At 76.3% G+C, this 12,493-nt stretch carries 5 protein-coding genes; all 5 read right to left on the bottom strand.

All coding sequences use genetic code 11. The features are described 5' to 3' along the window. Positions 1-58: 58 nt before the first annotated feature. The 5 genes from ACFPIH_RS25490 to ACFPIH_RS25470 are packed head-to-tail and all read right to left on the bottom strand — an operon-like array spanning position 59 to position 12,438. Complete coding sequence (locus ACFPIH_RS25490; protein WP_381167156.1) at positions 59-1,813, bottom strand: hypothetical protein; 1,755 nt, start codon at positions 1,811-1,813, stop codon at positions 59-61. Further along, positions 1,810-5,367 carry a vWA domain-containing protein gene (locus tag ACFPIH_RS25485; RefSeq protein WP_381167154.1) on the bottom strand — a complete coding sequence of 1,186 codons (3,558 nt, stop codon included), beginning with the start codon at positions 5,365-5,367 and terminating at the stop codon, positions 1,810-1,812. The genes ACFPIH_RS25490 and ACFPIH_RS25485 overlap by 4 nt, the downstream gene beginning before the upstream one ends. Positions 5,368-5,372: 5 nt before the next feature. Beyond that, positions 5,373-6,545 carry an ATP-binding protein gene (locus tag ACFPIH_RS25480; protein ID WP_381167532.1) on the bottom strand — a complete coding sequence of 391 codons (1,173 nt, stop codon included), beginning with the start codon at positions 6,543-6,545 and terminating at the stop codon, positions 5,373-5,375. A gap of 35 nt (positions 6,546-6,580) precedes the next feature. Next, on the bottom strand, positions 6,581-11,587 hold the full coding sequence (locus ACFPIH_RS25475) for a hypothetical protein (RefSeq protein ID WP_381167152.1): 5,007 nt from the start codon (positions 11,585-11,587) through the stop codon (positions 6,581-6,583). Continuing rightward, positions 11,584-12,438 carry a DUF4132 domain-containing protein gene (locus tag ACFPIH_RS25470; RefSeq protein WP_381167150.1) on the bottom strand — a complete coding sequence of 285 codons (855 nt, stop codon included), beginning with the start codon at positions 12,436-12,438 and terminating at the stop codon, positions 11,584-11,586. Before ACFPIH_RS25470 ends, ACFPIH_RS25475 begins: the two co-directional genes overlap by 4 nt. Positions 12,439-12,493: the final 55 nt, after the last annotated feature.

The raw sequence follows: 12,493 nt of genomic DNA, 5'->3' as shown, positions 1-12,493 counted from the left end.
GTGTGGGGTGTTCCGCGGTCGAGGACCACGTTAGGAGCCGTATAGGTCGGATCCTGACCTAAAGCGCCGTGGCTGGACGGGTTCCTGTCCGCGCGCCCCAGGCCGCCTCGCACAGTCCCCGCTCCACCTCGGCCGTGTAGTGGGCGGCGGCCAGCCAGGAGCGGGCGAACCGGGGCGTGTCGGCCGGGAGAAGACGGCCGAAGGCGTCGCGGGCACGGTCCGCGGCCGTGGCGTGCAGGTCGTCGAGGAGATCGGCGGCGGTGGCGAGACCGACCCGGCGCAGCCGGGCCGCGTCCCCCGCTCCACCCCCTGGGAGGGCCAGCACCCGGCGTCCCCCGGACACCGCCTGCTGGACACGGCGGCGCAGCAGGTGCAGCGGTGCCTCGTCCGGTACGGGCACCGCGGCGGGCGGGGGCGTCGGCGCGGGCAGGTCCGCGCGCCGGAGCCGGTCCAGGCCCAGGTCCACGCGGGCGCCGGGCTGGGTGGGGTGCTCGGCGGCGAGCAGCAGGGCGCGGGGGAGCGGCCCCGCCGCCAGCCGGCCGACGATCCGCAGTCGGCTGCCCGGCGCCGCGGCCAGCAGCCGCATGTTGTCGCGGTGGGGGAGCGCGGGATCGTCGTGGGCGGCGGCGAGCCGCAGCGTCAGCCCGTCGCAGGCGGCCAGCAGACAGTCGCCGGCCGACTCCCGGACCGTGCCGATCAGGGTCACTTCGAGGAAGAGCAGCTCATGCCCCTCGCCACCGAGGGCACGGGTCACCTGTTCGGTGACGGGCACCGCCCACAACGCGTCGAGCGGCTCCCCGCGCCAGTCGGCGCCGGACGCGCGTACGGCTCGTACCCCCGCCCCCGCGCCCAGCCGGCCGGTCGGCGAGACCGTCGCACCGGACACGGCGAGCCCCGCGCGCGACAACTCGCGGTGGGTGAGCGCGGTGTCGCCGATCCGTACGGTCCGGTCGGCGGCGCCGGTCGCGCGGCCGGGCCCGCCCGGGGCCACGTCGGAGACGGTGTAGAGGCGGCCCTGGGCGTCGGCGGTCCAGGTCACCGCGCCCGCGTACCCCGTCGCCGTGAGGACCGGCTCGGAGAACAGCCCGTACAGCCGCAGCGAGCCGTCCGGCGTGTACGGCTGCCGTACGGTGCCGCGCAACGCGGTCAGCTCCGCGCCGGTGGCGTAGGGCAGTTGGTGGGCCACCCCCAGGACGGCGCGCAGGGCGTCGACAAGTTCCGGGAGCCGGTATGCCGGGTCGGCCGAGCGGGCCGAGCGCACCCCGGTGACCACGGAGACCGCCGCAGCGGCGGCCCGGGGGAGCCCGGCCAGCCGCGCGGTGTGCGCGGCCCGCAGCAGCTCCGCCTGGAGCACGGCACCGGCCCCGTCGGTCCCGGCCTCCAGCACGGCGGCGGCAGCGTCGAACACGGCGCGGGCGGCGGTGAGTTGATCGGGCGTGGGGGAGTCCGGTTCCGGAACCGATGCCGGCGTCGGAGCCGGAGCCTTCTCCTCCTCTTCCCGAGGCGCGTCCTGGACGGCGACCGGTGCGGCCGAGGCCGCCGCCGCGCGGTGCAGACAGTCCGGGGCGAGCAGACAGCCGCAGCGGATCGCGTCCGCGCTGCTCACCACACCGCCGGGGGCGTGCAGTTCGAGGTCGGTGTCGTCGTCGACGGCGATCCGTACGGTGTCGCCCTCGACCACGACGGGACGCGCGGCCAGCTTGGCGACTCCCGCGTCCAGCCGCTTGCGCAGCCGGGGCGACAGCGCCTCGACGAGTTCGGCGGTCACGGAGGGGGCGACCGGAGGCAGCCCCGCACCGGTGCTGGTGCTCATGCGATCTTCTCCCCTACCCAGCGGGCGAGTTCGAGCGGACTGAGGGCGGCGACCGGCATGCCCGCGGCGACGAGCTGACCCGCGACCCCCGTGGAGTAGCGGGGCCGGCCGGAGTCGTCGAGGCTCGCGCACCCCAGGACGTGGCAGCCCGCGCCGACCAGGGTCCGCACCTCGGCGAGCAGCCCGCCGAGCGGATAGCCCTCCTCGAAGTCGCTGACGACCACGACCAGGGTCCGCGACGGCACCGTCACCAGCTCGCGCGCGTGCCGCAGACCCGCCGCGATGTGCGTGCCGCCGCCGACACTCACCTCCAGCAGCAACGACAACGGATCCTCCACGTGGCCGGTGAGGTCGATGACCTCGGTGGAGAAGGCCAGGAAGTGCGTGGACAGGGTGGGCACCCCGGCCAGGACCGAGGCCGTCAGCGCGGCCCACACCGTGGACGCCTCCATGGACCCCGACACGTCCGTCACCAGGATCAGCCGCCAGTCGGCGGCCCGCCGCGCACGCGTACGGAACACCGGGTGCTCGGGGACGACCCGCACCGTTCCGTCCGGCGCGCGCCGCGCGGTGGCGAGGTTGGCCCGCAGGGTGCGGGGCAGGTCCAGGCCGCCGCCCGGCCGCCGGCTGGGGCGGGGCAGGGTCGTGCCGTGCAGGGCGGGCCGCAGCCGGGTGGCCAGCTCCCGGGTGAGCGCCTCGACCAGCCGCCGGACGAGGGGTCGCAGCGCGGCCAGCCGGGCCTCGGGCAGCCCGCCCGCGTGCCGCAGCACCGTGCGCAGCAGGTCGACCGAGGGACGGACGGCGTCCGGATCCAGCTCCGCGAGGACGTCCTTGCGGCCGGCCGCGGCCGCCGCTGCCAGCACCTCCTCCCGGACACCCGGCCCGAACAGCACCGCCAGCTCCTCCGACCACTCCCGCACCCCGGGATACGGCGCCTCCCGGCCCCCACCGGGCCCCGCCCCCGTCAGATCACCCCGGCTGCCCTCGCCGCGCCCGCTCCCGTACAACTCGTCCAGCGCGGTCGCCAACGGCAGGGCGGAGGACGCCAACCGCTCCGTCCGCCGCCCCAGCACGAGCCGCCAGCGGTCGGCGGGCGCGAGCAGCCTCTCCTCGCCCGCGGCCGCGGTGAGGCCGTCTCCGAGCGCGCCCGGGGCGGGGTTCCCGAGGAGACCGTCCTCGGGAACCCCGCCCCCGGCGGCCGGCGGCAGCAGGCCCAGGGACCGCAGGGCGGTCCGTGCCGTCAGGTCGGCGCCGGTCCAGATGGCCAGGGACGTCGGGTCGATGCCTCCCGTGTCGGCCAGGTGTGTGGTGTCGAGGCGTTCCTCGACACCGGCGAGGAGCCGGTCGCGGGCGGCCGGGCTCAGGGTGTCGAAGCCGCCCCGCAGCGCCGGGAGCCGGTCGAGGAACTCCCGGTCGGGCAGCTCCGACACCCGGTCGAGCAGTGGCTCCAGCGCCGGGGGAGCCGCCTCCAGCAACGGCCCCGCGGCCGTCAGCAGCCCGCAAAGCCGGGCCGCCAGCGCGGACCGGGTGCCGGCGTCGACCGCTCCGTCGACCCACGAGGCCACCCGGTCGCCGAACGCCCGCGCGTCCTCCTGCCCGAGCAGCACCCGTACGGCCCCGGCCGCCCCGCGCATCAGCGGCGAGCCGTCGGCCGCCAGCCGGTCCAGCGCGTCCATGAGCCGGATACCGCCCAACAGGTCGGCGCGGTGGGCGAGTTCGAGCAGGGCGTGGGCATCGGCCGGATCCTCGGACCCGGTCAGCCCGTCCACCTGCCGCACCGCCGCCGAGGTGAGCAGCTCGGCCGCGGCGACCGCCCGCGCCGTACGGTCCTTGTCGGCTCCCAGCCCCGCGACATGCCCGGCCCGAAGCCGGTCCAACAGGGCCAGCCCGGCGAGGAGTTCGGGCAGGGTGCCGGCCTGGGGCAGCACCTCGGCGACGTCGTCCAGCCGGTCGTCCGCCAGCCCGGGCAGTCCGCACTCCGCCGCCCGCGCCAGCCCCTCCAGAACCTGCGCGCCCGTCGACCCGCCCTCGGCCCGCTCCGCGCGCCGCCGCTCCCGCAGCACGCCCTCGGCCGCCTGCGCCGCGGTCACCCCGCGCACCCCGGCCGCGGTGAGCATCGCCGCCGTTGCCGGGGTCCAGCTCACCGCCCACCGCGACGTGAGCGCCTCGGCGCCGCCCGCCCCGACGACCTCCCTGGCCTCCCCGTACGGCACCCCGCACACCGTCAGCCGCCGCAGCAGCAGCTCCCGGCGCCGGTCGAGGTCGGAGCGCAACGGGTCCAGCCGCAGATCCCGGCCGTCGGCACCGGGGCGGCTCTGAGGCCCGGGCAGGCCCAGCGCCGCGGCCTCGGCCTCGACCGCCGGGAGGAGACCACTGCGCGGCGCCTGCGGGGCGGGACGCCCGGCCCGGGTGCCGACCAGCACCCGCTCCATCGCCCGCGCCACGGCCCGGCCGCGCCCGTACGGCTCGCCCTGCGCGAGCACCGTCTGCACCGCCTCGACCAGCTCACCCCGGCCCGCCGCGGGCAGCCCGCGCAGCCGGGCCAGGTCCGAGGCCAGCCGGGTGATCTCCCTGGCGTCGGGGGGCCCGGACGGATGCCCGAGCGAGCGCAGCTCCACACACACCCGGACGGCGGCCCGCGTCAGCGCCTCCTCCAACGCCGCCGGACTGCCCGCCGCCCGCAGCACCATCTCCTGCCACTCCGGATCCCGGATCCCGGCGGGATAACCGGACCGCTCGTCCAGGAGGGCGTAGGTGTAGGGGATCAACGACGTCGTCCACGAGGAGCCGCTCCCGCCGGAGGCCCCGGTGCTCTCCTCTTCCGGCTCGGCCGGTCCCGTCAGCGCCGGGGCGTGGAACGCTCCCACGACCACCGCCGCCCGCTCGCCCCCCGCGGTCGCCTCCGCCAGCCGCGCCCGCATCCACCGCTCGCGCAGCAGGTCCACCTCGGGCACCCCGCCGCAGGCCGCCGCGTCCGCGCGCAGGGCCCAGCCCGCCAGCAGGGCCGCCCGGCGCAGTGCCTCGGGCGGGGAGCCCGGCGCGGTGGCCTCGACGAGGCGGTCCCACAGGTCGTCCCCGGGGCGCCCCGTCAGACGCGCCCGGAGCGCGCCGCTGAGCCCGAGGGACTCGCCCTGGCCGGGGCTGCCACGCCCCGCGCCCCAGCCCCGGTCCGCGAGCGGCAGATCGCAGGCGATCACCGGTACGCCGTGCCGCGCGGCCCAGCGCACCACGGCCAGCTCGGGCGAGAAGTCGGCGAACGGATAGAACGCCGGACCGCCGCCGCCACCGGCCGGACCTTCGCCGCCCCGTCCGCCACCGGGCGCGGCGGCGAGGGCTACCGGCGCCCGCGTCTCCTCGTGCGCCAGCCACGGCAGCCACTCCTGCATCTCGGCGGGCAGCTCGACGAGCACGACGTCCGGCTCAGCCTCCGCCAGCAGCTCCGGCACGGCCGCGGCCAGCGAGGGCGCGTGGTGCCGTACGCCGATGAGGAAGGGCCCGGCCGGGTCGGTGAGCGCGGCCAGCGCCTCGTCGGGGGCGGCGATGGGAAGTGTCACGGCCCTCAGCCCTCCAGGACCGTACGCAGGTCCCACAGGGTGCGCCAGGTGGCGGAGCCCTGTTCGGCGCGGCGCCGCACGGGACCGTCCCAGTAGCCGCGCAGCCGGGCCGCGTCGGCCGGGTCGTCCTTGCGGACCACACCGAGCAGATGCCCCGGCAGCAGCCCGAGCACATCACGGTCCCCCGGGAAGTACGCCGCCGCCAGTGCCAGCGCACCCGCCACGGACACCGCTTCCGCCGTACTCATCACCGTGGACGGCCGCTCCACCTCCCACCCCTCCGCCGACCGGCCCTCCCGCAGATCGCGGAAGGCGGTGACCAGGGCCTCCAGGACGGCGTCGTCGACCTGGAAGGGCGCCCCGGCCCGCTCCACGGAGGCCCGCGCCTGGCTGCGCACCAGCGCGGTCTCCGCGTCGAGGTCCGGAATCGGGCCGACCGTCTCGAAGTTGAAGCGGCGCTTGAGGGCCGCGGACATCTCGGAGACGCCCTTGTCCCGGAGGTTGGCGGTGGCGATCAGGCTGAAACCGGGCGCCGCGTGCGCCAACGCGTCGTCCGTGCCGGTCAGTTCGGGCACCGCGATGCGCCGCTCGGACAGCAGTGACACCAGCGAGTCCTGCACTTCTGGCAGACAGCGGGTGACCTCCTCGACCCGGGCGATCCCGCCCCGCCGCATGGCGGCCAGCACGGGCGAGGGCACCAGCGCCTGCCGGCTGGGCCCCTGCGCCAGCAACAGGGCGTAGTTCCAGCCGTACTTGAGCTGGTCCTCGGTCGTACCGGCGGTGCCCTGCACGACCAGCCCGCTGGTGCCGCACACGGCCGCCGACAGCAGCTCGGACAGCATGGACTTGGCGGTGCCGGGCTCGCCGACGAGCAGCAGACCGCGCTCCCCGGCGAGCGTGACGACACACCGCTCGACCAGCGCCCGGTCGCCGACGAACTTGCCCTCGACCACCAGCCTGCGCGGCACCCCCTCGGGCGCCGCGGCGTCGTCGGGCAGCTTCAGCGCGCGGCCGTCGCTGCCCATCACGAAGGTGACGACCGCGCGCGGGGTGAGCCGCCACGCGGGCGGACGCGGGCCGTCGTCATGGGCGGCGAGGAAGGCCAGTTCGGTCGCGTACCGGTCCTCGGGCGGGACTATCTGCCGAGTGGAGTCCGGAGCGGGGGCGGTGAGGGTCATCGGTGCGGTGTCTTCCAGGTGCGGTGGGACGGTGGTCATCGGCGGCGGCCCTTGCGGGTGGCACGGGTGGTGAGTTCCTCGTACGCCGGGGCGTCACCGGCGCGGACGCGGTCCCACGCGCGCGTGAACAGCTCGGGCACCGGCCCCAGCGGGACGGCCCGGGCGTAGCCGTGGACCGGGTAGAGGCTCTCCTTCCAGAGCTCCACCGGCAGCGCGGGGGACGTCAGGTCCAGCCAGCCGCACGGCAGGAAGAGGGTGCGCCCGGCGCGTGCCCGCTTGGCCTCGACGACCAGGTCGGTCGCCGCGAGCTCGGCACGGGCCTTCTTCATCCGGGCGGGCTTCCAGCCGGTCCAGCGGGCGCAGTTGCGGTCCGTGGGGTCGGGGAGCGCGAGCAGCATGAGATACAGCGCCGCCGCGTCCTCGCCGAGCCCGCGCGCGTCGGCGACCTCGGCGACCAGCCCGGGCACCCCGACGGTCGGGTCCTGCGCGTACCCCGAGGGCCCCTCGGGATCGTGGCCGGCCGCGACGGCGCGGGCGAGTTCCTCGCCGAGGAGGGTCCGCAGGGCCGCCATGCCGTGGCCGCGCCCCTGTCCGACGATCCCCTCGACGAGCCCGAACACCGGGTCGTCGGGGCCGGCGAGCGCGCCGGGCCGGACCAGCACGGTCTCCTGTCCCGAATACCAGGGGCGCAGCACCAGCGCCTCGCCCGCGTGTGTCATGCCGTCCGCCCCCGCGCCGCCCTCGGCGGGCATACCGTACGCCTTGCGCAGTTCGACGGCGCTCGCGCCGCCCTTCGCCGCCCACGCGACGTCCAGGTCGAGCAGCAGCCCGGGGTCGGCGACCCGGCGGCGCACCGCGGCCAGGCTCGCCGGCAGCGCGGCCCGCAGCGGGTGGCCGTAAGGCAGCGCGTAGGCGAGCCCGGCCAGGGCGGTCACGGCGTGTGTCAGGGCGTTGCGGCCGGGCAGGGCCTGCGGGTCCTCCGCGGCCAGGTTGCCGTCCTTGTCGTTCCGCTGGACCGTGGTGCGGGCGATCCAGGAGGTGCGCCCCGGGTTGAGGACCTCCTCGGCGGCGCCGGTGGGCAGCCCCGCGAGCGAGAGCTCGGCGGCGAGGTCCTCGGACAGCCGCACGACACCCTCCAGGAGTCGCCGCCAGGTCCGCCCGACCGCTTCTGTGTCGGGTCCGGTCGTCCACAGGTCGGCCGGGTTCTCGGGCAGCAGATCGCCGATCATCGGCTGCCAGTTGCCGGGCTCCAGCGAGGCCAGCAGGGCGTCGCCGAGCTCCTTCTGGCGTGGCTTCAGACCGGTCGCCGCGATCACCTCGTCGGTGAGCTGCGACGGCTTCCCGGCCAGCAGCAGCGCCGCCTGCACGGGCCCCAGCCCACCACCCGTGGCGGCGCCGAGCGCGGCGACCGCCTCCTGCTGCCAGGGCGCCGGGCCCTTGTCCCGGACGAGCCCGGCGACGGCGGTCAGCGCGGCGGCGGGGAACACCGGCGGGTGCGCGGTCTCCCGCTCCAGCGTGAAGTGCGCGACCGCGCCGAACGTCCCGGCCGGATCGTGGTCCAGGGCGAGCCACTGCACCCGCTCGACCTGCCGGTCGAGGTTCTGGCAGCCCAGGACGACGACGGTACGGCCGTCCCGGCGCAGCACCTGCCCTGCGCGCTCCTGCTTCTCGTGCGGCTCGCTCAGCACGACCGTGCGCACCGACCCGGCCCCGGTGGCCAGCGGTCCCTCCGTGATCGCCTCGAACAGCAGGAGCAGCGCCTCGCGGTGCGCCTCGGTGGTGGCCGGGGAGGCGGCGCGGTAGGCGAGCGGGCGCAGGACGTCCAGGACGGGCGGCCACACCACGTTGATGCCCGGCACGGTGAACTCGTCGCTGTTCCAGCCCTCGGCGGCTCCCGTGCGCCGCAGCGTCTCGGGCAGCGGCTTGCCGTCGGCGGGCCCGGCGGACAGCACGTGGTTCACGGCGCGGATCTGGCGCAGCGCGTTCCAGCGCAGCTGGCTGCCCCACCAGCCCTGCAGACCGGTGAGGCCCTTCACGGCCTCGCGCAGTGTCTCGTCGTCGCCGTGCTCGGGGCTGTAGTCGGCGAACATGCCCTCGACGCGCCGGGTCGCCACCTTCGGCCGCTCGACCGGGGGCGCCACATACGCGGCCGTCGACTCCGCGAGCCGCAGCACCGCCCGCACCAGCGCCGCCACACCGGCGACGAGCGGGGTCCCGCCCAGCCCGGGCAGGGCACGGGAGACGACCTCCCGCAGCACCTCGTCCGCGCTCGGGACGACATCCCGGGCCGCGGAGGTGCCGTCGACCGCGCCGGCCGCCGCCAGTTTCGCCTGCCGTTCCGTCAGCGCCAGGGCGCAGGCGTCCAGTACCTCGGCCGCCCGCTCGTCGGTCAGCGCGCGCAGGACGGCGGACGCCTTCTCGTCGCGTGGACGCAGCGCGTGCCAGAACTCCACCGGCGGCACGAACCGGGTACCGGAGGCGAACTCGCCGCCTGCCGCCATCGGCGACACCCGGCCCAGTTCCCCGGCGGCGGAGGTGTCGCTCCCCGCGTACAGGGCGACCTGCCTGCCGGAGAGGACGACGACCGGCTCGGCGCCGCCGGGCAGCCGCAGCGCGCCGAGCGGAACGCCCCCGTCCGACGCGGTCAGGGCGACGCTCCGGCCGTCCGGTGTGCCGGCGACCGTGCGGGCCTCGGCACCCTCGCCCTCCTTGCGCACCCAGCGGCCCAGGACGGTGCCGTCGGTGCCGAACGGGCTCCGCTCCAGGCCGGGCTGGAGCGGCAGCACCTGGCAGTGCTGCTGGAGCAGGGTGGCGTCCTCCCGGATTCCGGTGCGCAGGAACGCGGGCAGCGAGGCACGCTCGTGTGTACCGGTCGCGGGGTCGTACTCCAGCCACACCTGCTGCCGGCCCTGCCTGCCCTGACGCCAGTACGAGGTGCCGTCGCCCAGGATCGGGCGGCGGGGCGGCAGGACGGTGTCGCCGGCGTGCAGGGTGCGCCCGCCCGTGACCCGGCCGCCGCCGGGCAGCGGGACGGAAGGGTCACCGGCGTCCTGGGCGCCGTACCAGTACTGGGGGATCTGCTCGCCGCCGAGGGCGAACACGTCGGCCGGGCGGGCCGACCAGTAGCCGAACTGCTTGCCGTCCTGACGCCACATCACCAGCAGCTCGCCGTCGGTGAAGCGGAACGACGGACGGTTCCAGCGGTCCAGCTCGACGGGCAGCCGCAGCTCGTGTTCCAGCAGGATCTCGTCCGGGCCCACGACGAACACCTTGTGCGCACGGGAGACGATCAGCGCGGGCCAGGCCTCTTCGACGGTCATCGTGTTGTCGTGGTCGCGCTGGGGCTTGGTCTCGGCCTCTATCCGGCGGACCGCCTCGTCGAGCGCGGGCCAGCCCAGCTCGTCGAGGACGCCGGCGCGCAGGGTGTGCCCGAGCAGGGGCGCGGCCCGGTGCGCGGCGATCAGGGCCACGGCGGCGGGGGCGACCTCGGCGGCCACCCCACGGAAGGGCCGCAGCCGTTCGAGTGCGGCACGCGCGGCGGGCAGACCGGCGGCGGCGGTCAGCTCCCCGGCCGCGTCCTGAAGCCAGTCGCGCAGGACGTCACCGAGCACGGGGTGGGCGGCCAGGTCCGCGTGCTGGTCGCTCGCGCGGTTGTAGCCGCCTATGGCGCCGACGGCGACGTAGAGCAGGCGCCGCAGCCGCGGGTCGGCCGCCGTCGCCGTCAGGTCGCGGCGGCCCGGCAGGGTCTCGCGCAGCCAGCGGTCCAGGGACAGGTGAACGATCTCGTCGGAGCCCGGCAGCGTCAGGGGCACGCCCTCCGCCACGCACAGGTCCAGCAGGTCGAGGTCCGCGCCCGCGTGCCAGCGGCCCGAGACGATGTCGACGGGACGGCCCCCGTCCCGCAGCCGGGGTGCCATCCTCGCCACGAGCGCGAGGGTGGCCGGGGAGCGGTCGCTCGAGGTGCCGCCGTGCTTGCGGTGCTGGGCCCAGCGGCCGAGCCAGTCCACGGGGTCGACGTCCCCGGACGCCTCGGACTCGCCGGTGAGCAGCAGGTCCGCCCCGCACTCCGCCAGCAGCGCCAGCCAGAACTCGTCGTCATCGACGGACCGGCCCAGACCGGCCGGCATGATCTCCAGCAGCCGTCCGCGCACCTCCGGCCGCCGCTCGGCGAGCACGACGAGCGTGGCCCGGTAGGAGTTCCAGAAGGACGCGGGCGCCCGGACCGCGGCGGGCGAGGCGAGCAGGTCGGCGACCAGCGCGCACTCCTCGGTGACCCGGTCGAGCCCCGACGCCTTGATCAGCCCGCGCGCGTCCTGCGGCAGCGAGGCGTACGGCGGCATCCCGGCCGCGCACCGCTCCACGATCAGCTGCCGGAACTGCGCCCATGCCTCGGCGGGGCTGAGCCGCCCGGCGAGCGCCCTGACGTGCTCCTTGAGCGCCTTGACGGTCAGCGCGCCGGCGAAGGCGAACTCCAGGAACACGGCACGCTGCCGCTCCTCGTCCACCTTCAGGGCGTGCACCCGCTCGGCCTCCCGGGCCTTGCCGAAGAACGCGGCGGCGTACGTCGTGTTCTCGTGCTGGAGGAAGACCCGCGCGGCCTGCTCGTAGAACGTGGGCAGGAAGTGCGGCACCGCGCGGCCGAGCCGGGTGCCGAGTTCCTCGAAGCCGTCCTTGGCGTGGCCGGGGCGGGACTTGGCCTGCCGCGCGAGCCGCTCGACGTCCTTCACCAGCGCCAGCGCGTGGTGGCCGTTCGCCGGGTCGTTGACCAGCGCCCAGGCGGGGAATCCGAGCGTCACCCGGCGCACCTGCCCGACCTCGGGCGTCTCCGGCTCCCGGGCCAGCCCCAGGAAGTCCAGCGCGAGATCCTCGGCCTCCCCGAGGGTGCCCGGCACCAGCCGGACGATCCGCCGGTCGTCCAGCGCCGGATGGCCGTACGTGCGGACGGTGAGCGTGTCGGCGTCCTCGCGGGCCGGGCCGCCCGGGGGCAGGACCGCGCCCGCGTCGAGCAGCGCGCCGGCGGTGTTCTCGTCGTAGGCCCTCATGCCGCCCGCTCCTCGTCCTCGATGTCGCGTCCGGCGTACAGCGCCGCCGCCATGCGCATGCCCTCCGACCAGGCCACCGGGCCGACCTGACCGAGCTTCAGCACCCGGCCCGCGGAGTCGGTGAACACCAGGGGGCCGGTCTCGGTCTCCTCGTAGCTCTCGTAGTCGCCGACCCACACCCGGGCCTCGACGGTGCGGCCGTCCTCCAGGACGGAGAGCACCGCGTTGCCGCCGCGCACGCGATACCCGAGCTGGGTCACGCGGCCGTGCAGGAACCGCTGCTCCTTGAAGGCGCCGCCCGCGTACTCCTCGACCGAGGTGCCCTCGGCGTCCAGCACGGCGGGCCGGTGCCACACCTCGCGGAACAACTGCTGGGCGCGCTGCTCCACCCCCAGCTCGACGGCGAACTCCCGCAGCTCCTCCAGGTCGGCCAGCAGCACGGGGTGCGGCAGCCGGACCAGGTCCGGGGTGATGCGCACGGTGTCGCCGTCGAGGTCGACCAGACCGAGGCCGCGCTCCGGGTCGGCGTCCCGCAGGAATCCGGCCACCTCGCCGTCGGCCCCGGTGACCACCAGGTCGCGCAGGGCGGCCCGCCAGGCCGGATCCGGCCACACCCGGGCGACGACCGCGAACGGCACCGGCAGCGAGCGCACCATCCACCGCTCCACGTCGGTCAGGCACTGCCGCTCGTGCCGTTCCAGCCATTCGGTGAGCTGACGCAGGCCCACCACCGCCGGATCGTCAGCGATTTTCGGCGGTACGGACTTCAACTTCCGTCCTGCCGCGTTGCGGCACACCACCTTGCCGTCGTCGAGGGCGACCTCGTAGTCGCCTGCCGACACCCACCCCATTCGAGCCTCCCGCACCCGCAGCGATCAAGTGCTGGGAACTCTAGATCCAGCTACT

The organism is Streptomyces vulcanius, from assembly GCF_042653945.1.
Taxonomy (GTDB): domain Bacteria; phylum Actinomycetota; class Actinomycetes; order Streptomycetales; family Streptomycetaceae; genus Streptomyces; species Streptomyces mangrovi.
This window is presented reverse-complemented; position numbering and strand designations above follow the sequence as displayed.

What these genes read in the sequence shown, in the direction of transcription:
- ACFPIH_RS25475 (WP_381167152.1), bottom strand. Translation starts at nt 11,587, where the DNA reads ATGAGGGCCTACGACGAGAACACCGCCGGCGCGCTGCTCGACGCGGGC.
- ACFPIH_RS25480 (WP_381167532.1), bottom strand. Translation starts at nt 6,545, where the DNA reads ATGACCCTCACCGCCCCCGCTCCGGACTCCACTCGGCAGATAGTCCCG.
- ACFPIH_RS25490 (WP_381167156.1), bottom strand. Translation starts at nt 1,813, where the DNA reads ATGAGCACCAGCACCGGTGCGGGGCTGCCTCCGGTCGCCCCCTCCGTG.
- ACFPIH_RS25470 (WP_381167150.1), bottom strand. Translation starts at nt 12,438, where the DNA reads ATGGGGTGGGTGTCGGCAGGCGACTACGAGGTCGCCCTCGACGACGGC.